The 22370-nt window shown below is 39.4% G+C and carries 17 protein-coding genes; 11 read left to right on the top strand and 6 right to left on the bottom strand.

Annotated features, from left to right (window positions below):
* Window position 1: 1 nt before the first annotated feature.
* Both BW935_RS13610 and BW935_RS13605 read left to right on the top strand, forming a co-directional pair.
* Window positions 2-1201, top strand: a complete 1200-nt coding sequence (locus tag BW935_RS13610) for an exo-beta-N-acetylmuramidase NamZ family protein (RefSeq protein ID WP_076502336.1) — start codon at window positions 2-4, stop codon at window positions 1199-1201.
* Window positions 1202-1293: 92 nt separating this feature from the next.
* Window positions 1294-2013 (top strand): PA3715 family protein, encoded by a 720-nt coding sequence (locus BW935_RS13605; protein WP_076502335.1) that lies wholly within the window; start codon window positions 1294-1296, stop codon window positions 2011-2013.
* Between the two features lie 41 nt (window positions 2014-2054).
* Here BW935_RS13605 and BW935_RS13600 read toward each other — a convergent pair whose 3' ends face one another.
* Window positions 2055-4328 (bottom strand): efflux RND transporter permease subunit, encoded by a 2274-nt coding sequence (locus tag BW935_RS13600; protein ID WP_076502334.1) that lies wholly within the window; start codon window positions 4326-4328, stop codon window positions 2055-2057.
* A gap of 105 nt (window positions 4329-4433) precedes the next feature.
* Here BW935_RS13600 and BW935_RS13595 point away from each other — a divergent pair, with 105 nt between their 5' ends.
* Entirely contained in the window at window positions 4434-5228 is a 795-nt protein-coding gene (locus BW935_RS13595) for a thymidylate synthase (protein ID WP_076502333.1), read from the top strand.
* 185 nt (window positions 5229-5413) lie between these two features.
* Here BW935_RS13595 and BW935_RS13590 read toward each other — a convergent pair whose 3' ends face one another.
* Window positions 5414-6241: an aminotransferase class IV gene (locus tag BW935_RS13590; protein ID WP_076502332.1), complete on the bottom strand. Its 828-nt coding sequence runs from the start codon at window positions 6239-6241 to the stop codon at window positions 5414-5416.
* A 166-nt stretch (window positions 6242-6407) separates the two neighbouring features.
* Here BW935_RS13590 and sdaAB point away from each other — a divergent pair, with 166 nt between their 5' ends.
* The 4 genes from sdaAB (at window position 6408) to BW935_RS13570 (ending at window position 10615) form a co-directional block, all read left to right on the top strand.
* The gene (gene sdaAB, locus BW935_RS13585) at window positions 6408-7085 is read left to right on the top strand and encodes an L-serine ammonia-lyase, iron-sulfur-dependent subunit beta (protein ID WP_076502331.1); all 678 of its coding nucleotides are present in this window, start codon (window positions 6408-6410) and stop codon (window positions 7083-7085) included.
* Window positions 7086-7088: 3 nt separating this feature from the next.
* Entirely contained in the window at window positions 7089-8441 is a 1353-nt protein-coding gene (locus tag BW935_RS13580) for a TolC family protein (RefSeq protein ID WP_175606672.1), read from the top strand.
* An 8-nt stretch (window positions 8442-8449) separates the two neighbouring features.
* Entirely contained in the window at window positions 8450-9745 is a 1296-nt protein-coding gene (locus tag BW935_RS13575) for an efflux RND transporter periplasmic adaptor subunit (protein ID WP_076502330.1), read from the top strand.
* A gap of 111 nt (window positions 9746-9856) precedes the next feature.
* Entirely contained in the window at window positions 9857-10615 is a 759-nt protein-coding gene (locus tag BW935_RS13570) for an energy transducer TonB (protein WP_076502329.1), read from the top strand.
* A gap of 7 nt (window positions 10616-10622) precedes the next feature.
* Here the strand turns inward: BW935_RS13570 and BW935_RS13565 are convergent, their stop codons facing one another.
* Genes BW935_RS13565 through accC form a run of 3 tightly spaced genes read right to left on the bottom strand, consistent with a single transcriptional unit; the run spans window position 10623 to window position 14001 of the window.
* Window positions 10623-11204, bottom strand: coding sequence for a Maf family nucleotide pyrophosphatase (locus BW935_RS13565; RefSeq protein WP_317044806.1), 582 nt, complete (start codon window positions 11202-11204; stop codon window positions 10623-10625).
* Window positions 11201-12499, bottom strand: coding sequence for a DUF1015 domain-containing protein (locus BW935_RS13560; RefSeq protein WP_076502327.1), 1299 nt, complete (start codon window positions 12497-12499; stop codon window positions 11201-11203). Before BW935_RS13560 ends, BW935_RS13565 begins: the two co-directional genes overlap by 4 nt.
* On the bottom strand, window positions 12499-14001 hold the full coding sequence (gene accC / locus BW935_RS13555; protein ID WP_076502326.1) for an acetyl-CoA carboxylase biotin carboxylase subunit: 1503 nt from the start codon (window positions 13999-14001) through the stop codon (window positions 12499-12501). Before accC ends, BW935_RS13560 begins: the two co-directional genes overlap by 1 nt.
* A 186-nt stretch (window positions 14002-14187) precedes the next feature.
* On the opposite strand from accC, the gene BW935_RS13550 reads away from it, so the two are divergent.
* The 3 genes from BW935_RS13550 (at window position 14188) to BW935_RS13540 (ending at window position 16666) form a co-directional block, all read left to right on the top strand.
* Window positions 14188-15438 carry an aminotransferase class I/II-fold pyridoxal phosphate-dependent enzyme gene (locus BW935_RS13550; RefSeq protein WP_076502402.1) on the top strand — a complete coding sequence of 417 codons (1251 nt, stop codon included), beginning with the start codon at window positions 14188-14190 and terminating at the stop codon, window positions 15436-15438.
* A 103-nt stretch (window positions 15439-15541) separates the two neighbouring features.
* Window positions 15542-15718 carry a histone H1 gene (locus tag BW935_RS13545; RefSeq protein WP_076502325.1) on the top strand — a complete coding sequence of 59 codons (177 nt, stop codon included), beginning with the start codon at window positions 15542-15544 and terminating at the stop codon, window positions 15716-15718.
* 270 nt (window positions 15719-15988) lie between these two features.
* Window positions 15989-16666, top strand: a complete 678-nt coding sequence (locus tag BW935_RS13540) for a PKD domain-containing protein (protein WP_076502318.1) — start codon at window positions 15989-15991, stop codon at window positions 16664-16666.
* Between the two features lie 232 nt (window positions 16667-16898).
* Here the strand turns inward: BW935_RS13540 and BW935_RS13535 are convergent, their stop codons facing one another.
* Window positions 16899-18761 (bottom strand): M1 family metallopeptidase, encoded by a 1863-nt coding sequence (locus BW935_RS13535; RefSeq protein WP_084565958.1) that lies wholly within the window; start codon window positions 18759-18761, stop codon window positions 16899-16901.
* Between the two features lie 279 nt (window positions 18762-19040).
* Here BW935_RS13535 and BW935_RS13530 point away from each other — a divergent pair, with 279 nt between their 5' ends.
* Entirely contained in the window at window positions 19041-22226 is a 3186-nt protein-coding gene (locus tag BW935_RS13530; RefSeq protein ID WP_076502317.1) for a VPS10 domain-containing protein, read from the top strand.
* The last annotated feature ends 144 nt before the right edge of the window (window positions 22227-22370 follow it).

Below are 22370 nucleotides of genomic sequence, written 5' to 3'. Positions count from 1 at the left end.
CATGAAGCAAATGAAAATCTTATTCCTTCTTAGTTTTTTACTTCATAGTATGGCTTTTTGTAAAAATCCTGAAGCCAATACCGAGCTTCAAGATAGTCTCTCCCCATATGAAATCCTACCCGCAGCAGATAGACCAGAAGCATACCTTCCCTCACTCGAAGGCAAAAGGGTCGGATTGGTCGTCAACCAAACGAGTATCTTGACCACCAAGCAAAACATCCATTTGGTAGACTTTCTGATGATGGAAGGAATTGATGTCAAAAGGGTATTTGTTCCCGAGCATGGATTTAGAGGAGATGCAGATGCAGGAGAAGCCGTGGGCAATGAAATCGATAAGCGCACAGGTTTGCCCCTTGTCTCCCTTTATGGAAATAATAAAAAACCATCTCCAACATCGCTCAAAGACTTAGACATCATCGTGTATGACCTTCAAGATGTGGGTTTGAGATTCTATACCTACATCAGCACCATGCATTATGTCATGGAAAGTGCGGCGGAAAATAATATCCCCATGCTGATCCTTGACCGACCAAATCCAAATGGAGACTACATAGACGGTCCTGTTTTGAAAAAGGGCTTCGAAAGTTTCGTAGGCATGCACCCCATTCCCGTGGTCCATGGACTTACTGTGGCTGAGCTTGCCCAGATGATCAATGGAGAGGGCTGGTTAAAAAACAAAGTCAAAACAGCGCTAGAAGTCGTTAAAATCGAAAACTGGTCAAGAGACATGGCTTACAGCCTTCCCGTAAAGCCATCTCCTAACCTACCCAATGACTTATCCATCAAATTATATCCATCACTTTGTTTCTTTGAAGGCACGGATATTTCCGTAGGCAGGGGCACTTACTTCCCATTTCAAGTATATGGCTATCCAGATCAGAAATATGGGGAATTCACCTTCAAACCTGTCAGCATAGCTGGCATGTCCAAAAATCCACCTCACCAAGACAAAACTTGCTATGGCAGAGACCTGAGAAATGAACCCTTGACACATCAATTCACCCTAGCATATTTACTAGAAGCCTACCAGATCAGCGGCAAGAAGGATAAGTTTTTCAACAGTTTCTTTGACAAACTCGCCGGTACTGACCAACTCCGAAAAGACATCTTAGCAGGAAAATCAGAGGCTGACATCAGAGCATCTTGGCAAGCAGATCTTGAAAAGTTTAGAGAAGAGAGTCAGGTTTATCTGATATATTGATTGGCTGAGTTGAGGAATTGGCTTGAAATCATAGGTTTATACCACTCTTAAAGTTCCACTACTTAGGAAGCGAATAATCATATATTGAATAAATGAAAACATTTAAGAAACCCTTTCTAATAATATTTTTTCTAAGTCTAGCTTTTAATTGTCTAGGACAGGAGAAATCACTACTGCTATTCGAGCAAACTGCTAAGATAATCGGAATCAAAAACTCAGATATTCATCTTCAATTTGCAGTTTCACAAGATTTTGAAGATCATCTGTTGATAGTTATTCCTGAAATCGCCGAAGAGGGAGATGGATACATGATTTTTAACAGCAACATCATTCTGAAAGACAAAAAAACTGGTGAGATAGAAGCGGTATTCAAAGGTGAAAAAGAATGGTATAGCGATGCAGTTAGAATTGATCAAATCGAAATCGAGCCTACAATTTATCAATTAAACAAAACAAATGTGTCTTTTGGACTTAAGGTTCATTACGCTAACCAAAGCCGACCAAACCCAACTTCAAGTATTGAATTATCCTTATTTGCATTTGATGGGGAAAAATTGAATGCGGTTTTAAGAAACTTCCCAATTTCACAACATCATGGCGAAACAGACACAACCTGTAAAGGAACATTTGAGATCCACACAAAAGAACTAAAAATTTCAACCTTCTATACCAATCAATACGCTGACCTTGAGTTTGTCAATTCGATAGTGCTTTATGAACAGGATGATGATTGCGAAAAAACCTATAGCCAATCCATCGAAAAAGTCGAAACCCTAAAGTATAAGGGGAATCAATATGTTAGTAATCAATAGCAAATCCTCACATATAACCCTAGACACCTAACTCACAGCAATTACGCATTCTTTCTCCTCCTCTTCTCCCTCCATACCTTATCCATAGGCAATAGCAGGATTGGTAATAATAGCAAGTCTGCAATAAGCGCGAAAAACAAAGCCAAACTGATCAACAAGCCTGCATAAAAGGTCACACCAAATTCACTCAAAGTCAAAATGGCAAACCCTGACACCAAAATGATGGTCGTCAAAATAATCGCTTTTCCTGTTTCCATGTAAGTTCTTTTCAGGGCATAAAGCAATCGCTTTCCTTTACCCAATTCATTGTAAAGCTTGGTCATGAAGTGTATGCTGTCATCTACCGCTATCCCAAATGCCACTGTAAAAATCACCGCTGTGGTCAGCTTCAATTCAATATCCAAAAGCCACATCACACCACACATCCAAAGCAATGGCAGTACATTAGGATTCAAAACCATCAGGGAAATCCGCCAAGACCGAAACAAAAATCCAGCTATGATACCTACCAAAATAATTGCCACGCCTAGTCCTCTAGCCATCTGAGTAGAAATGGTTTCATGACTTTTATCAATCAAATTGGATGTTCCAGTAAGTTGGATCTTCAAGATCTCAGGGTCAACCTCTTGTTTGACAAAAGTCTCTAAGTCCCTTTTGATCTCAAAACTCCGATGACTTCCCATATCTGCTGTTCGCGTCGAAAGCCTCCCAATTCGTTTTGTCGAATCTGATAATTTAAAATTTGATTGTAGGAGTGCTTGATCAAGGTAAGGTTGAATCCGCTGATACTGCCCCCTAGATGGTAAATCATAAGCTTTAGGGTTACCACCATTTTGAGCTTGATTCAGCGCTTTGACCAATGACAATGGAGAAATGATTACGCCAGACTCATAGTGCTCAGTCACAAAATGTTCTACTTTATCTAGAGCTCTTAGAAATTCCAAATCGAAGACATCTTCGACTTCCTCACCCGCTTCCAAGAAGATCTCTAGCGGCTTAGATCCGCCAAACTCCCGATCAAAGAACTCAAACTCTTGCACTAACTCGTGGTCTCTAGGTAGATTATCCAGCAGATAACCATTGATCTTCAGATCACTTAATGCAAAGATTGAAAATATGGTAAGGATGGAAAACACACTCAGAACCAACTTCCTATTTCCCCAAGTCCATCGCAACGCATCTCCCAAATAAACCCTCCAAAACTCCTTGAATCGATCATTTTCAGCAGCTTTTAACGGACTAAACAAATGTAACAAGCCAGGGGTAATCAAAAGGACAGCTAAAAACATGACCATCACTCCCAAAGCAGTATACAGACCAAATTGCTTCAGACTCACTGCACTCGTAAAATACATAGTCGAAAACCCTAAAGCAGTAGTAAAGCAAGTCAGAAAGACTGCAAGAAATAATTCCTTAAAGGTCAAAGCGATTGCTTTAGACTTTTCTACCCCATTTCCCAAATATTTTAGATAGTAGCTCAGCAAGTGAACCAAAGCGCTTAAGCCTATCACCAGTAGAATGGTAGGTTGCATGACAGACATCACATCCAAAGCCTTTCCCGTCAAAAGAATCAGTGCAATCGTCCAGCCAATTCCCACACTCAGTACGATGACAGGCAGCAAGACTCCCCACCAAGTGCGAAAAATGAGGAAAAGAAGCAACAAAATCAGCACAAATGAAATCGCCAAGAAAAACCCAAACTCTGCTTGTAGCAAGTCGACAAATTCTCCCTGCGCCTTGATCTTGCCTGCTGTATAAAAAAGGGGGATTTCCGAGTCTGATAGGATTTCCTTAATTGCTAAATTAAGCACATCGCCTTCTTCTTTACTAATCCGCTGCTTATTACTGACCATCAGTAGCAGGTAATCCCCATCTTGACTGATAAGATTTCCAGCATACTGTGGATGACTGAGCAACCTTTTCTTGGATTGCTCCAATTTCTGATCAGAAGACCAATCCAAGGCATTTCTATAGCTCACACCCAATGCTCCAATGATAGGCTCCTCTAATTCCAAAAGAGAAAAAACTGCTTCCACCAAATCTAAAGCTTGGATTTTGTCTTGAATAGCAAGGGCTTCATCTAAAAATTCTTGGTCAAAAACACCCCTTTCTTGCCCCAGCGCGATCAGCAAGTAATCATTGTCATTCCCAAATGTTGTTCGGAACTCTTGATAAAAACGTAACTCTTCATCATCCTGTGGGAAAAACTGCTCAAAATCATAGTCAAATTTGACCTGAGGTTGGAGAATTACAAAAAGTACGGAGATCAAAGCTGCCAGACCTAAACCTAGCATTGATTTTTTTCTATCAAACATATTTTCAACTGAATACAAGTTTCAAAGATATAAACCATCAAAACGTCTTTCTGATTATTTATAATCTTTTTATCTTGGCAAATTGTATGAGGTAAATTGAAATTTATGAAGCAGTATCACGATTTGATGAGACATATCTTGGACAATGGTGTCCAAAAAGGAGACAGAACTGGCACAGGAACATTGAGTGTATTTGGCTATCAGATGCGATTCAATTTGCAGGAAGGATTTCCACTGGTCACCACCAAAAAATGTCACCTCAGGTCTATCATCATCGAGCTGCTTTGGTTTCTCAAAGGTGACTCCAATATCAAATACCTTAATGACAATAAGGTAAGCATCTGGGATGAATGGGCAGATGAAAATGGTGATCTAGGCCCAGTATATGGCTACCAATGGAGACATTGGCCTGATGGCAAAGGAGGAGAAATCGATCAGATCAAGAATCTTATTCACCAAATCAAAACCAAACCAGATAGTAGAAGGCATATTGTCAGCGCTTGGAATGTTGCGGATGTGGACAACATGGCCTTACCTCCTTGTCATACTATTTTCCAATTTTATGTAGCGGATGGCAAACTCTCTTGCCAGCTTTATCAGAGAAGTGCTGATGTGTTTTTGGGTGTACCCTTTAATATTGCTTCTTACGCCTTGTTTACGATGATGATTGCCCAAGTTTGTGATTTAGAGTTGGGCGATTTCATTCACACTTTTGGTGATGCACATCTTTACAGCAATCATTTGGAGCAAGCAAACTTGCAACTATCAAGAGATTGTAGACCACTTCCTACGATGAAGATCAATCCTGAAATAAAGGATATCTTTGATTTTAAGTTTGAGGATTTCGAATTGGTAGGTTACGACCCACACCCACATATCAAAGCAGCAGTTGCAGTCTAATCAAGTTATAAAAATTTTGTAAGTGCTTTATTGAGCGGTAAGGAAATGGGTTTATCATTAGAAATTAGTTCTGCTTATGCTAATATCTATTAATATCTAGTATCAATCAATATCGAATTAGGTTATATCGTCTATTTAAAAAGTCAGTTTCAAAGTTCCTATTTACATATTTTACTAGGTAAGGATCAACAACCCTTCAATTCAAACAGTTGCTCTATCATTCTCAATCGCTCCTGACCTAGCTTTTTTCCTTCTATCATGCGCAAATAGCTAACTCCTGTGACATTGCTGGTAAAAACTGTATTGGCTTGATACAAATCCTCTAGTCTGTAAAAACCTTCATGTAGGGTTATACCCTGTTTCAATAGGTATGCTTTGATCACACTTCTTCCCACTCCAGCAATACATCCTGTGGCAAGTGAGGGGGTGAAAAACTCTCCTGCTTTGACCCAAAAAAGGTTGGATGATCCTCCTTCTGACAAATAACTTCCTTGGCTCAACAGCAGCACTTCATCCATTCCCAATTGAGCACGGTCTCTATTGGCTAGTACGTATGGAAGTGCATTGATCGTTTTACAATGGCTCCAAGGGCTGTGGGGAAGGTATATTTCTGGATGAACGAAGGCTGAATTTTTGAACGAGGGTGCTGGGGTAAATGGCTGTATTTGCAAGACTTCATGAATTTCATCTGTCAAAGGCGTATACTTCCCTTCCCCTTTTCTAAAGATTGTCAACCTTATCCGTTTAGGATTTTCATCTCCAAAATTCAATCTGAGCAACCTCTCAAGTTCTTCTATGGTACTCAAGCCTGTGACCTCCAAACCTAGTATCTTACAGCCATCTAGTAATCTTGCTTTGTGAAATTCTGAAAATCTTATTTTACCTTGATCAAAGATCATGGTTTCAAATAAGCCATCTCCAAAAAGAAGCCCTCTATTGAAGGATTCCGGTTCAGCCGCTACCCAATTAGAAAAATTGATTTTCTTCCGAAAAACTGTCTCATCAGCGATCATCTTTTTGTTCGTTATCGTACAAATTCAAATAATGTTTTCTTCTCTATCCGTTAAAATTAATTAAATAATCAAAAATTAATGCCATCTATCAGGAATAAAGGACAATTTCACAAATGCCATAAATAATAGTCTTATTTTAGCACAAAAATTGAAAAACTAAGGAAACATGAGTGGCAAAAGCAGTGTATTTGACATGATCGGGCCAGTGATGATCGGGCCTTCCTCTTCCCATACAGCGGGGGTAGTGAGGATCGCTAGGGCAGCGATAAGAGTTCTTGGGGCTAAACCAGACAAGGCCGAACTCACCTTTTACAATTCCTTTGCAAGAACTTATGAAGGACATGGAAGTGATAAGGCGATTATTGGAGGGTTAATGGACTTCAAAACGGATGATCCAAAGATCAAGCAAGCCTTCGAAATAGCCAAAGAACAGGGCTTAGAATATAAGTTCAAGTCAGTTGGCAATGCTTCAGTCTATCATCCAAACACCATCAAGCTGAACATTAGCAAGGGGGAGCAAAAAGTAGAAGTCATAGGAGAAAGTCTCGGTGGTGGATTAATTAATATCGCCTTTGTAGATGGTTTCAATGCAGATTTCACTGCTCAATCCCATACACTGATCATCAAAGCTCAGGATATTTCTGGTGCTATTGCCTTTATTTCAAGTGTTATCGCTCAAGAAAAAGCCAATATCGCCACCATGTCAGTATCTAGAAAGGGCAAAAACGATGAAGCATGTCACGTGATCGAAATGGATTCTGGCATTCAAGCCATCACCATCGAGTACCTCCGAAGCATTCCATGGATCAAACAAATTATTTACATACCAGATATTGACCTTTAAAAAATGATAAACTATTACAAAATTTTAAGCTTCCTAGTAGGAGTATTTCTTTTATCTGAGACTGCATTCGCACAAAATGCAGATATCACCAGACTGGATTTAGCCACTTGTATAGAAGTCGCATTAGAAAATAACCTAACGCTCAAAAGAAGTGAAACTAACCTAGCTTTGAGTGAAGCAGCGCTCTTGCAAAGTCAAGGCCAACGAATTCCTTCTATTTCAGCTGGGGGTAGCACCGGCTATAGATGGGGTCGTTCTATCAACCCTGTGACCAACCTCTTTGAAACCAATAGAATTGGAAATATCAACGTATCTGCTAACTCTAATGTAACCCTATTTGCAGGGAGACAGATTACCAATTCTATCAATCAAGCCAAAACTGATATTCAAGTCAATCAGCTCAATGTCAAAGCCACTGAGAACAATATCAGTTTGAACGTGATCAATCTTTTTATCAATGTGATTTTCTCAAAAGAGCAGTTGAACATTGCGAAAACACAGCTTAGAACGACTAAGGAGCAATTGGAAGTGACGAGTAAGAGAGTGGAAGCAGGTGCATTACCATATGCTAGTAAATTGGATTTGGAAGCGCAGAATGCTACCAATGAACTGGAAGTCATCAATGCAGAAAATAACCTAAGAATTGCAAAGCTCAATCTATTGCAGGCGATGCAACTTCCTTTTGTAGATGAAATGGATGTGATTGCTCCAGATTTAGATCCCAATCAGATCGCTATGACCAATGAAAATGTAGATGAAATTTTCCAAATCTCCGCAGAAATACTTCCTCAAATCAAAGCTGCTGAACTTTCTGTTATCAGCGCAGAATATGGAGTAAGGGCCGCAAAAGGGGCATTTCTTCCCACTTTAGGTGCTAGTGCTAACTTATTTTCAAACTATATCGACAGAACACTGCCTGGAGTAGATAGACCTACATTTATCACTCAGATAGAAAATAACTTATCTCAGGCCGCTAACTTACAATTAAGCATCCCTATCTTTTCTAATTTCAGAAATAAATCAGGATTACAAAGAGCCAAGTTACAAATGAGGCTGAGCGAGATCAATGAGTTTGAAACGCGCAACCAATTGAGACAAGACATTGAATCTGCATACACCACAGCCAATGCTGCAAGACTTTCATACAGAGCATCTTTGACTAGAGTCGCATCCTTAGAGGAAGCATTCAGAATTGCGCAGCAAAGGTTTGATGCTGGTGCGATCAACTCAGTGGACTATCAAGTAGCACAGAATAACCTCTTCAATGCGCAAGCTGATTTAATCAATTCCAAATACAATTACATTTTCAGAGTTAAGGTCTTGGATTTTTATCTAGGAAATCCACTTAGTTTATAATCAAAATCATGGCAAAAAAACAATCAAACAAGGTATTATTTATCCTATTAGGAATAGTAGGTGCATTGATCATTTTCGCTATCATCGGCAGATCAGCTGGCTGGATAGGTGGAGAAAAAGAAATAGAGGTAGAAACCACTTTAGCTAAAAAAAATACAATCATCGAAAAGGTGTCTGCCTCCGGTGTGATTGAGCCTGAAATCGAAGTCAAGCTTAGTCCTGATGTAGCTGGAGAGATCATCGAACTCAATGTCATGGAAGGTGATTCTGTGAAGTTGGGAGATCTTTTGGTCAAAATCAGACCTGACAACTTCATCTCAGCCTTGGATAGAGCCAAAGCAAATTTAAATCAACAAATGGCCAACCTGGCACAATCCCAAGCAAATCTAAAAAGAGCAGAAGCTCAATTTACAAGAGCTGAGCTAGATTATAAAAGAAACGAGAAGCTCTATAAAGACAAAGTGATTTCTGATTCTGATTGGGAATTGGCTCAGGCTAACTTTCTAACTGCCAAAAATGACTTGGAGTCTGCTAAGCAGTCCGTGTCAGGAGCAGAATACATCATCAAAAGCTCTCAAGCAACGGTCAATGAAGCAGCTGAAAACTTGCGATTGACGAATGTCTATGCACCGGTAAACGGAACCGTATCCAAACTTCTTGTCGAAAAAGGAGAAAGAGTGGTAGGTACCCAACAAATGGCAGGTACCGAGATGCTCCGTATCGCTGACCTTAGCAGAATGGAAGTTCGTGTGAATGTCAATGAAAATGACATCATCCGAATCAGTCTGGGTGATACGACTTTGATCGATGTAGATTCATATGCTTCAGTTGCTAAAAGATTCAAAGGAGTAGTCACTTCAATAGCCAACTCAGCCAATACCAAAGCTAGTATGGATGCGGTGACTGAATTTGAAGTAAAAATCAGAATCATCAACGAATCTTACGCTGAATTGGTAACTGAGAAAAATAGGTTTCCTTTTAGACCTGGGATGACAGCTAGTGTAGACATCATCACTCAGAAAAAAGAAAATATCCTCTCAGTACCATTAGCTGCTGTCACCACTAGAGAAGATCAAATGACAACTACAGCTGACGGAAGCAAAAAACCAAAAGAGTTGATTTTTGTAGTAGAAAATGGCAGGGCCGTACAAAAGGAGATCAAAACTGGTATATCTGACTTTGACAATATCGAGGTACTAGAAGGTATTGCTGAAGGAGAGCAAGTGATTTCAGGACCATATTTCACAGTCAGTAAGCAACTCAAGAATGATGATTTGCTCAAAATAACGAAGAAGACCGAGTAGTTAGTAAACCTATTAATATTATAAAAAATGGGAGTGTCAAGACAATTGATACTCCCATTTTATTTGTTTTTATGTGCGAGATTTATAAGTTTACAACCTAAACAATAAATTATGAAGAGAATATTTTTTATTACAGTTTTGCTATTTAGTCATCTATTAACCTTCGGTCAAGATCTGAAATTTTACAATGATTCCTTCTTTCCTGTTGAGTATAAAAGAAAATTAAATCCTTTTTATTTTTCGGAATCTAAAGAATCCGAAACAAAAATTGAGGAATGTTTTTACACATTAACAGATACTACACTAATCAGGAAAAGAGTATTTGAAAAAGGAAAGGATGGAAACATTATTAGTGAATCAATTTTCAAGTTTAACTCAGGTGGTGATATCTCTTTTGAAGTCATTAGAAATTTACAAACTGGATTCACTGTATCTAAAGAATTAAATTCGGAGGGAAAAACTATCTATCAAAAAGTGTTCACTGGGAACCTAATTCATGATGAAGTATATTTTGATGAAAATGGGAATGAAATAGAAAAGTTAAATGAACAATTACCCGAACCTCACCTGGGGCAATTAGGTTGGAACACTTATATTTCTCAAAACATTAGAGTTCCAAAAGAAGTCCGCTATTTGAAAAAAGTAACAAGGGTAAATATGTCTTTTTTTATAAATGAATCTGGAGAAATTGAAGATGTAGAAGTATTGAACCCAGAAGAAATTCATCCTGCTTTGGCTAGTGAGGCTACTAATTTAATAAGAAATTACCCTCATAAATGGACACCATACACTTTGAATGGGGAAATCAAAAAAAAGGAAATCATAGTACCTATAGTTTTTAATATATTGGGGATAGTAAATAGGAATTGATGCGACGTTATAAAATACACTTCAACTCTTCATATACCAAATGAACTGGCAATCCCATCACCGTGTAAAATGAGCCTTCTATCCTATCCACTGCGATAAAGCCTATCCACTCCTGAATCCCGTAAGCTCCCGCTTTGTCAAATGGCTGAAAGTTTTTGATATAGTAGACTATTTCATCTTTACTTAGCTCCTTAAAGTGTACTTTGACTACATCCTGTTTGGTAACTAAATGGGAGCTTTTTCCTATGGTAATTCCTGTCACCACATGATGTGCTTTCCCTGACAAAGCAGCAATCATTTCATAAGCTTCTTTCTCGTCCGCAGGTTTATTGAGGATTTGACCTTCGAGGATCACCACGGTATCAGCCGTCAAGATGATTTCTTGATCAGCCAACTCAGGTACAAAAGCATCTGCTTTCTTTTTGGAAAGATATCCGGCTACTTCAAATGGATCCATATCCATAGGAAAACTTTCATCAGTATCCTTAGACCTCACTGTAAAATCCACCCCTAGGCCTCTTAAAAGCTCATTCCTCCGAGGAGACTTGGAGGCTAAAACCAGTTTATTTTCTTTTAAATCAATCATCATTGAAACATTTCGTAGGGAAACTTAAACTCCTCCTCATCCACTGACGCAAATAGCAAACCGGACAAAGTTTTAGGGTAAAAATAGGTTGATTTCTGAGGCATAGTGTAGCCTGACTTGCATACTTCCAAAACCTGCTGCATGGCAATATCTCTGGTAATCACTGCAAAAGAGGCATTCCCCGCAGAAACTTTATTCAAACACCTCCTGAGATTACGTTCATATTCAATCTGATCTGAAAATCGCTGCGCTTCAAGTGGAATACCTAATACCTTATCAATCAGGAAATAATGCAATACCATCAAGTCCAAATCTCTGATTACCTCTGGCAACCCCTTTGGCATCATGTCAATCAGCTCAGGAATCAATCTGATCTTATAGGCCTGATCTCCTATCATCAACCCAAATGCCCACTGCTTATGCAGGATCAATTCTTCAATCTCCTCTACATCATTGAGTTTCTTGATTGTAAAATATGCACCCAGCTTTTCTAACAAATCTGATTCCTTGATATCAAAATTCAACAATAAACGATGTGTGGGAAGAATTCTAAGATTTCTATCAAGGGCATTGGTGAAATACATCATGTGAAAATTGTATGCCTCGTCACCTTTGTAGGAAACGCTTTGCGACATCATATCCTTCCTGTACGCAATAGCCCCCTCGTAGCGGTGATGTCCATCTGCAAGGATAATTTGCTTCTCTTTTAAAAGTCTCACAAATCTCTTGATAATAGCCGCATCTTGAATCACTGCCAGAACTTCTCTCACGCCCTGATAATCCTCTAAGTCATATATTGGATCTTCTATCGCCTTATCCATGTAAGACTCCAATAGATGACTTTCATCCTCATAGAGTCCGTGTGTCGCACTTGACTGAAATCTAGTCTCTTTTAAAAGTGCTACCCGATCATTCACTGACTTGGCTATGGTATTTTCATGTCTCAAGACAACATTTTCATCCCAATCATAAGCCTTGATTTGGGCTATAAAACCCTTCCTGCATATCTCCTTTTCTTCTCCCGGGAGTCTGAAATATTGGTAATAAACATAGATACCTGGAAGCTGATCTTGGGTGATAATGCTCTTAGTTTTCCAATCGGCTAATGTGATTTTTGCTGCACCAGCAGGATCATCGCCCAATGGCACGGAAAGGTGAATACTATTGAGTGGGTTGGCATACAGTGCTTCTCTTTGACTAGCTGATACTACATCAAAAAGCGGAGCCGTCAAATCTTCCATTTGACGGCTGAATTTTTCATGGTAACGCCATGCTTTAATCGGTAATATTTCTGCCATCAGAGCAATCTATTTTTCCATTTTGTCCTTGGCATCGTTCCATCTTGCATTGATTTCACTTTGCGAAGGTCATTTTTTTGTTTTTCAAAGAGTTCAACAGCTGCAGCGCCTAGAAGTTTAAGCTCTAAGTCAGTCCATTGTATATCCAACTTATCAGGTGTAAAGTATTTCTCTACAAACTTGGTATCAAATTCTCCACTTCTAAATGCTTCGTGCTCCATCACGAATTTGCAAAAGCCTAAAGTTGTCTCTATCCCAGTGATTTGGTATTCTTCAATGGCACGAATCATTCGATCCATTGCTTTTTCTCTATTATCAGCATGTGTGATCAACTTCGCAATCATAGGATCATAATAAATAGGAATATCCATACCTTGCTCAAATCCATCATCAACCCTAATTCCAGAGCCTTGAGGCCTGATATATGTCTGCAAATTACCAATATCAGGCAAGAAGTTATTTCTAGGATCTTCAGCATATACCCTCACCTCTACTGCATGGCCATGAATTTTCAAATCTTCCTGTGTAAAACCCAATGGCTGACCTTCTGCGATCAAAATCTGCTCTTTGACCAAGTCCTTGCCAGTAATCATTTCTGTTACAGGATGCTCTACTTGTAGCCGGGTATTCATTTCTAAAAAGTAGAAATTCAACTTCTCGTCCACGATAAACTCCACAGTACCTGCTCCATAATAATCACAAGCTTTGGCTACCTTGATGGCAGCCTCCCCCATAGCTTGGCGCATAGTATCAGAGACTACTGCTGAAGGTGCTTCCTCTACTACCTTTTGGTGCCTTCTCTGTACAGAACATTCCCTTTCGAACAAATGCACCACATTACCGTGTTGATCACCGAGTATTTGGATCTCGATATGCCTTGGGGAAGTGATAAACTTCTCTATAAATACAGCTCCATCTCCAAAGGCTGACTGCGCCTCAGATATGGCACGTTGCATCTGCTCTTCAAACTCAGCTTCATTTTCGACTACACGCATGCCTTTTCCTCCTCCTCCAGCACTCGCTTTGATCAAAATAGGATAACCTATTTCTTGAGCTTTTACTTTGGCGGCGGGGATATCTGAAATGGCATCTTCAGTTCCTGGCACCATTGGGATATCATATTTTGAAACAGCATGCTTGGCTGCAAGTTTGGAGCCCATAACTTCGATGGCTTCAGGAGAAGGTCCTACGAAGAAAATCCCTGCATTGGTAACTTTCCTTGCAAAGGAGGCATTCTCTGATAAAAATCCATATCCAGGGTGAATGGCATCCACATTCAATTCTTTACAAGCTTGTATGATCTTATCCATCAAAAGATAAGACTGATTGGATGGAGGTGGTCCAAGACAAACTGCTTCATCGGCGTATTTGACATGAGGAGCATCCCTATCAGCTTCGCTGTAGACAGCTACCGTTTTGATACCCATCTCTTTAGCTGTACGCATGATACGGAGACTGATTTCCCCTCTATTAGCCACTAGAAGCTTTTGTATTTTTTTCATATTTGGGTCTTTTTCTAAGTGTCAAAAAGCTTAACCCACGAAGTAAATAAAATAAAACGAGGATAGGAAAGAATATTTGAATTGACCTTTCAAATTTTGCAGGGGTGGGCAAAATGTATTACTTTTGGCGAGTTTAGCGGTAAGCACCGTGACCGAAAAAATTGTAAAACCAAACGTTTGAAAGCATTGGATTTATTTGATAAATTAAATACGAACCTAGGCCCATTGGGCAAGCATTCTGAACTATCAGAAGGATACTTCACATTCCCTAAACTAGAGGGTGAGATTGCCCCTAGGATGAAATTCAAAGGCAAGGAAGTTTTGACTTGGAGCTTGAATAACTATCTGGGACTGGCCAACCATCCTGACATCCGAAAGGCTGATACTGAGGCCGCTGCAAAATGGGGAGCCGCATACCCTATGGGTGCAAGAATGATGTCTGGACAAACAGACCTTCACGAGCAACTAGAAAGAGAATTAGCAGAATTCGTAGGTAAAGAGAGTGCTTATCTACTGAACTATGGCTATCAGGGAATCATGTCCGTGATCGATTCTCTTTTGGATCGTAAAGATGTAGTCGTATATGATAGTGAGTGTCATGCCTGTATCATTGATGCCTTGAGAATGCATCTTGGTAAGCGATATGTGTTTCCACACAATGACATCGAAAACTGCGAGAAACAACTCGAAAGAGCTACAAAACTCGCTCAAGAACAAGGTGGTGGTATACTCGTGATTACCGAAGGGGTGTTTGGTATGACTGGTGACCAAGGCAAGTTGGCAGAAATCGTCAAGTTGAAAGAAAAATTTGATTTCAGACTTTTGGTAGATGATGCACATGGCTTTGGAACCATGGGTAAGACTGGTGCTGGAACAGCCGAAGAACAAGGTGTACAGGAGGAAGTAGACCTATACTTCTCTACTTTTGCAAAATCCATGGCCTCTATCGGAGCATTTATAGCTGGTGACGCAAAAGTGATTCACTATTTGAAATATAACATGCGTTCTCAAATCTTCGCTAAATCCTTACCAATGCTGCTTGTAGAGGGAGCATTAAAAAGGCTAGATATGCTGAGAACACAACCTGAATTGAAGGATAACCTTTGGAAAATCGTCAATGCGCTGAAAAATGGCTTGATCGAAAAGGGCTTTAGTATCGGAAAATCAAATTCTCCGGTTACGCCTGTTGTTTTGAATGGTACAGTAGGTGAAGCCGCAACTATGAGCAAGGATTTGAGAGAGAATTACAACATCTTCTGCTCAGTGGTGATCTACCCTGTAGTACCTAAAGGCATGATTATCTTGAGGTTAATTCCTACAGCAGTACATACTTTAGAAGATGTGGCTGAGACAATAGCTGCCTTTGAAGCGGTAAAAGAAAAGCTTACAAGCGGATATTATAAGACTACAGAGCTTGCTATTTCATTTGGAGAATAAAAATTTTCTCTAAAAAAGTGCCTCCTGTTGTTGTTTTATAAACATTTTGCATATATTGAACCAATAATTAAACATATCATCAACCTTAAAATTAACTTTTACTATGAGCAAATTTAGCGAAATTAGAGATCTTGTAATGGGTCTAGAAGCGGACTTCGAAAAATTCTATGACAAAGGCAACCAAGCTGCTGGTACTAGAGTAAGAAAAGGCATGCAAGATCTTAAGAATATGGCGCAGGACATCCGTAAGGAAGTTCAAGACATGAAAAATGCTGGTTAATTGGCCATAATTTCAAGAGCTAAAAAGGAGTCTATAAAGGCTCCTTTTTTATTTAGAATTTTTTCTATTTCACCTTCGAGATCTTTCTTTTCACTTTTTTGTATTGAACATACATATCAATCCTACACCTTGCTGAAGACAGATAAAAATATGAGATAATCAAAATTTCTATTCTCTTAAGAAAAAATCTGTAGTTAAATCTTGCACTTTTTATAAAATATCATTTTATTCATAATGATTTAAATTTTATTTCTTAAAAAATTAACTAACATGACAAAAAAAGTTTTAGCATTATGCTCAGTCATTCTTTTGTTATATGCTTGCCAAACAGAAGAACCTACTCTTTTACCAGAAGGGGTAATAGAGTCAGATAAGCCTTATTACGTAATCAACGATATTGTGCAACTTAGATTGGAATCATCTAGTGCACTAGCTAGTGTACAGTGGGATTTTGGAAATGGTAAATCTAGTAAAACAGAAATTGGGCAAGTTCAATATCTAGAACCTGGAATTTATGAAGTCAATCTAACATTGACAGATTTAGATGGAATAAGCAATGTAATTTCCAAAGAAATTATAGTGGGTCAATATCATGGTTATGAAGCTGTATTACATGAAGTATCCGCAGGATATTCTGGTGAATCTGGTAATGTCCAGCTTCGATTATCAAATTCTGATTTTCTTTTTGAAGAAGCCTTTTGGGTAAGCCCGATTATTGAAGATTTTCAATTTGTTGATCTTCCTTTGGCTATTGAAATTGATGTTCCACTAGGCGATGCGAGATATCATAAACATGAAAGACCGTTTTTCAAGTTTATGGAAACAGAAACTGAAACTATATTAGGTGGAGAAGGATCTTCAACCTCTTATACTTGGCTTGAAAATGAATTTGAAATTTCAGGCTTGGGAAGATATTCAATAAAATATAAGTTAGTTTTACCTGAGTAATAAAACCGTCCTTACGTGGATGTTTTTAAGTTATACATAAAAAGGTTCCCTGAATTACCTCAGGGAACCTTTTTTGCATTGATTTTTATTAAAAAGCTTTCCAATAAATTAGTTTTCGCTAATTTTTAAACATACTCAGCAGTCTATCTTAGACCATCGTCTGTTGACAAATTACTGCACGAGATTGTTTAAGCGGTCATATTAAACTATGGTAAAAATGCGAAAACACATCTTACTTTTTCTGCATTTCAGTAGACACTTCTACCCTATTGTTTTCTCTATTGACATCAGCCATTCTTAGGCTAGGATCGATTTCTATGCTTTTGATATCAGCAATAGGTCTGCCTACCATCACTTCAGTAGTATAATTGGTCCAAGGCCATTTCTGCGTCTTCACTCGCTTAGGCATGCCAGCCTCTTCAGGCTTACTGCCTCTTTGAATCACCAATGGTAAATAAATCATCTCCTGAGAACCATCTTGATAAGTTACCACCACATCCACTGGCATTGGCATCATACCAACTCTCTCCAAGGTAAGTTTGGTATCATTCCCCGCAGCTTCAACTGACTTGATTCCATAATCGATGGTCTTGGTCGAAGCGATGAAATAATCATAATACCAATCCAATTCTAATCCGCTGACATTTTCAAAAACACGGATTACATCGTTCCCATTTGGATGCTTAAACTTCCAATCATCCCATAGCCTCAACAATGCCTTATTGAAGTTTTCTCTTCCTACTACGTAAGACATCTGTTCTACAAAAACAGCTCCTTTATTGTAAGTACCAGGGCCATAAGCTGAATTCAAGTTATAATGATCGCCATGAGTTGTCAAAGGCTCTTCATATCCAGCTTCTGCTAATCTGAAGTAAGATCTGTAGCTGCCATTGTGAGTAAAGTTTGGATCCTTTTCAAACACCGCATCCATTACCACCGAAGTACCCCAAGTAGTAAATCCTTCATCTAACCATGGTTCAGAAGATTCATTGAAGCCTAACACCCCATAATACCAACTGTGAATCAGCTCGTGAACGGTAACCCCCACCAAGCTCTTTAGATTTCTATGTCCCGTAATCAAAGTAGCCATGGGATACTCCATTCCACCATCACCGCCTTGGATCACAGAATATTGCTCGTATGGGTAAGTCCCGAAGTTTTCGCTACAATATTTGATAGCATCTATGGTGTATTGCATCAAAGCCGCCCAATTCTCTTCTGTTTTTTCATTCTTGACATAAAGCAAATGAACCATTGGTCCATTCTCCATCTGCACCTTGTCATGTGTATAATTTGGATCAGCAGCCCACATAAAGTCGTGGACATTTGGCGCAGTAAAGTGCCAAGTCAAATTCTTACCTCTTGGTGTAGGTACTTTCACGCCTGCGTCTTCATAGCCCTTCCCTATTTCATTTGCATTTTGTAAATAGCCAGTTCCACCAAGTAGGTATTCTTTGTCAATAGTGATTTTCACATCAAAATCTCCAAAATTGCCATAAAACTCTCTTCCAATGTAAGGGTTTGCATGCCATCCTCTCACATCGTAAGCGGCCATTTTAGGATACCACTGTGACATAGAGTATCTGATTCCTTCTGCATTGTCTCTTCCAGCTCTTCTTACTTGAAGTGGCACTTGTCCAAAAAACTCCATATCGAAAATGACAGTTTGGCCTGGCAAAATAGGCTCAGCCAAATCTACCTCCAGGATAGTTTCTTCATGCTCAAATTTTACTGGTTTGCCATTCATGGTCAATTTCTTGACTTCTAAAATGCCATACTCTTCTGGTTTGAGATTTTGAATTCTATCTCTCACCCTTCTATCTGGATCAGCGATAGTTCTTGACCTTACATCCATCATGCTATTCGGCTGGAAAGCATTGTAGTACAGATGATAGAAAGCTCTAGTCAATGTATCGGATGAATTGTTGGTATAATGGAGTTTTTGCGTACCTGTATATTGGTTCTTCACCACATCCATGGCCACATCCATTTCATATTTGACCTTTTGTTGAAATCGGTCCTTTTGTGCAAATGTAAGTGTGGATACGCCCATCAAGGAGGCAACACACACAGCAAACCATAATCTTTTGAACATATTTATCTGAGTTTTTTTGCTAAAATAACCCAAAAAAAGAGCCCACTGCAAGCCATTGATCAAATAATATGAATAAAGACACAGCATAAGATCAACTACCGAAAGCTACAGATATATATTGTTTCACAAGGGTCAAATCCAAATGTTTTTGAATAGAAATCCAATTTCACAAGACCACCTACCTTTCATCCACCTTAATTTCCCTCCACAAGATTTCAGTATTATCATTGGTTTTTATAACCTTAATTGAAAGAAAATATTTTGAAAAATTGATACCCAATGAAAACACAAAGAAGAATGCTTAATCAATTCAAGCTTTGGGGACTAGCTCTTTTGATTTTACTGAGCTTACCGGAGTTTGTGACGGCACAGCAAGTGGACATGGATCTGTTCAAGACCATGAAAACCAGAAGTATAGGACCTGCAGGCATGAGTGGTAGAATCACTGCCATCGCTGCCATAGACGATGATCCCAATACCATCTATGCTGGAGCTGCATCTGGAGGCGTGTGGAAATCTACCTCTGGAGGTATTACCTGGAAACCGATATTTGAGGAAGAAAAAGTCCACTCTATCGGAGCCATCGCTGTTTATCAAAAAAACCCAAATATAGTATGGGTAGGGACTGGCGAAGGGAATCCTAGAAACTCACTCAACCTTGGTTATGGTATCTATAGATCCTTGGATGCTGGTGAAACTTGGGAATTGATGGGCTTGGAAAAAACAAGAGCTATTCATAGAATCATCATCCACCCAGATGATCCAAACACCATTTTTGTAGGAGCAATCGGTTCTCCATGGGGCGAACAAGAAGATAGAGGTGTATACAAAACTACTGATGGCGGAAAGACCTGGAAAAAAATCCTCTACATCGATACCAAAACTGGTGTTGGTGAAATGATCATGGATCCCAACAATCCAAATAAGCTGTTTGTCAACATGTGGGAACACAGAAGATATCCATGGTTTTTCAACTCAGGTGGTCCTTCTTCAGGATTATTTGTAACGATTGACGGCGGGGAGAATTGGAAAAAGTTAGACGAGAAAAATGGCTTACCGAAAGGCCCATATGGAAGAATGGGGCTTGCAATATCCAAGTCAAATAGCCAAAAGGTATATGCGTTGGTAGAGTCTACCAAAAATGGCCTTTATGTATCCGAGGATGGAGGCAATAGATTTAGATTGGTCAATGATAAAGGTGAAATTGGTGATAGACCTTTCTATTACTATGAAATCTATGCAGATCCTAAAAACGCAGATCGCATCTACACACTCTATTCGAGAGTTGGCATGAGTGAAGATGGAGGGAAATCATTCACCCAGTTGTTGCAATACGAAGGTGTTCACCCTGATCATCACGCTTGGTATATCAATCCCAATGATCCTAGATTAATGATCGATGGTAATGATGGTGGTTTGAACATTACAAGAGATGGTGGTAAGACTTGGTACTTTGCAGAAAACATCCCTGTAGGACAATGGTATCATATCAATGTAGACAACGAGATCCCTTACAATATTTACGGGGGTCTTCAAGACAATGGCAGCTGGGTAGGTCCTGCGTATGTGTGGAGAAGAGATGGTATCAGAAATACTTACTGGCAAGAATTGCAGTTTGGTGATGGCTTTGATGCTTCTTCGGATCCTGAGGATTCAAGATATGGTTATTCTATGTCTCAAGGTGGTAATGTGACTAGATTTGATAAGGAAACAGGACATAAAAGAAACATCAGACCCACTCATCCTGACAAAGATGTATTCTTGAGGTTCAACTGGAACGCTGCACTTGCTCAGTGTCCACATGACGCTGGTACTATTTATTATGGTAGCCAGTTCCTTCATAAGAGCACAGACAGAGGAGAAACATGGGAAATCATCTCACCAGACTTGACGACTGATGATCCTGAAAAACAAAAACAACAGGAAACTGGTGGATTAACCTTTGATATCACTGGTGCCGAAAATCATACGACTATCATCGCTATCGCTCCAAGCCCAGTAGATAAAAATGTAATCTGGGTAGGGACAGATGATGGTAATGTACAAGTAACCAGAGATGGAGGAAAGACTTGGACTAATACAGCTGCCAAACTCACTGGCTTACCGAAAGCGAGTTGGATTCCGCAGATTCAAGCCTCAAGATATGATGCAGGAGAAGCATGGATTGTAGCAAACAACTACAGAAACAATAATTTCTCAGCCTATGCATACAGAACAAAAAATTTTGGCAATAGCTACGAAAGAATAGCTGATGATAGCAAAGTTTGGGGCTATGCCCTATCCATCATCCAAGATCCTGTAGAACCTAATTTGGTTTTCCTTGGAACTGAATTTGGCTTATATGTATCTTTTGACAACGCCAAAACTTGGAATCAGTGGAGACATGGCTATCCTAATGCCAACTCTACTTATGACATGGTGATACAGGAGAGAGAAGCTGATTTGGTGATTGGAACATTTGGTAGGTCCCTTTATGTATTGGATGATATCAGACCATTGAGGGTCTATGCTCAAAATCAAGGAAAAGCTCCAGCGGCAAAAATCACAGCAGTACAACCTTCTGATGCATTCCAAGCTGAAATTCACCAGCCTCATGGTGAAAGGTTCCCAGCAGATGGCAAATATGCTGGAGAAAACAGAGTCTTTGGAGGAAGATTACACTTTATCATCAATGATGATAAAGAGAAAAAAGATACCGTTACCGTATCCATCTTCAATTCAGATGGAGAACAAATCAGAACTTTGAAAACAGTTCCTCAACAAGGAGTCAATAGAATGATCTGGAATTTGGATAGAAAATCTTCTGTTGATGCAAGTTCATTTGGCAGAGGTGGTAGATTTGGAGGAGGAGGAAGAGGATTCTTCGAACCAGGAGGCGGACCAGCTATCCCAGGAGCCTACAAACTTGTATTCTCATATGGAGGAGAAACTTCCGAAACCATGATCAATGTGTACGGTGACCCAAGAATCGAAGCTAATCTAGCTGACTTGAAAGCTAGAGAAGCCTTTATCAAACAAACTGAAGCCCTTGGTGCTGAAGTAGGTAAAGCCACTAGACAATTGGATGATGCTCGATCTACACTTGACAAGCTGACTGCTTATGCGAGAGATGTAGATAGTCCTGAAGTAAAAGCCTTGATGAAGGAAGTAGCAGATATCAGAAAGAAATTGGATAAGACTAGAGAGGCATTTTATGGACCAAGCAGAGAAGGTCAAGGAATCGTCAGAAACTTGTATCCAACTACCATGAGCAGGTTAGGTACTCCTAGAAGCTACGCAGCATCATCTTATGGTGCTCCAGGTCCTACTGAGCAACGCTTATTTGATCAAGCCAAAGAAAGTGCTGCTGAAGCATTGGAAGTTTGGAAAGTCTTCTTCGATAATGACTGGAAAGCTTTTGAAGAAAAGGCTAGAAATACTAAAATCGATATCTTCAAGGAAATTGAAATGGTAGACATCAATTGATGCATTGATTATTAAACAAAAAAGGCCATCTGGAAGGGTGGCTTTTTTTTCCTGACTTCGACACTGGGACACCCAAAATCAAAAATCGAACATTTTTGCCAGTTTTTGCTGACCCTCGTTCAAAAACAGGGTTTTTCTCAGCTT

It is taken from the genome of Belliella pelovolcani (assembly GCF_900156785.1).
Classification (GTDB): Bacteria; Bacteroidota; Bacteroidia; order Cytophagales; family Cyclobacteriaceae; genus Belliella; species Belliella pelovolcani.
The sequence above is the reverse complement of the archived record's forward strand: the minus strand, read 5'-3'. Positions and strand labels throughout refer to the sequence as shown.

Coding starts and splice junctions, on each gene's coding strand:
- BW935_RS13590 (WP_076502332.1), bottom strand. CDS start 6,241: ATGATCGCTGATGAGACAGTTTTTCGGAAGAAAATCAATTTTTCTAAT.
- sdaAB (WP_076502331.1), top strand. CDS start 6,408: ATGAGTGGCAAAAGCAGTGTATTTGACATGATCGGGCCAGTGATGATC.
- BW935_RS13545 (WP_076502325.1), top strand. CDS start 15,542: ATGAGCAAATTTAGCGAAATTAGAGATCTTGTAATGGGTCTAGAAGCG.
- BW935_RS13600 (WP_076502334.1), bottom strand. CDS start 4,328: ATGTTTGATAGAAAAAAATCAATGCTAGGTTTAGGTCTGGCAGCTTTG.
- BW935_RS13595 (WP_076502333.1), top strand. CDS start 4,434: ATGAAGCAGTATCACGATTTGATGAGACATATCTTGGACAATGGTGTC.
- BW935_RS13565 (WP_317044806.1), bottom strand. CDS start 11,204: ATGATGATTGATTTAAAAGAAAATAAACTGGTTTTAGCCTCCAAGTCT.
- accC (WP_076502326.1), bottom strand. CDS start 14,001: ATGAAAAAAATACAAAAGCTTCTAGTGGCTAATAGAGGGGAAATCAGT.
- BW935_RS13530 (WP_076502317.1), top strand. CDS start 19,041: ATGAAAACACAAAGAAGAATGCTTAATCAATTCAAGCTTTGGGGACTA.
- BW935_RS13605 (WP_076502335.1), top strand. CDS start 1,294: ATGAAAACATTTAAGAAACCCTTTCTAATAATATTTTTTCTAAGTCTA.
- BW935_RS13570 (WP_076502329.1), top strand. CDS start 9,857: ATGAAGAGAATATTTTTTATTACAGTTTTGCTATTTAGTCATCTATTA.
- BW935_RS13580 (WP_175606672.1), top strand. CDS start 7,089: ATGATAAACTATTACAAAATTTTAAGCTTCCTAGTAGGAGTATTTCTT.
- BW935_RS13535 (WP_084565958.1), bottom strand. CDS start 18,761: ATGTTCAAAAGATTATGGTTTGCTGTGTGTGTTGCCTCCTTGATGGGC.
- BW935_RS13560 (WP_076502327.1), bottom strand. CDS start 12,499: ATGGCAGAAATATTACCGATTAAAGCATGGCGTTACCATGAAAAATTC.
- BW935_RS13540 (WP_076502318.1), top strand. CDS start 15,989: ATGACAAAAAAAGTTTTAGCATTATGCTCAGTCATTCTTTTGTTATAT.
- BW935_RS13610 (WP_076502336.1), top strand. CDS start 2: ATGAAGCAAATGAAAATCTTATTCCTTCTTAGTTTTTTACTTCATAGT.
- BW935_RS13575 (WP_076502330.1), top strand. CDS start 8,450: ATGGCAAAAAAACAATCAAACAAGGTATTATTTATCCTATTAGGAATA.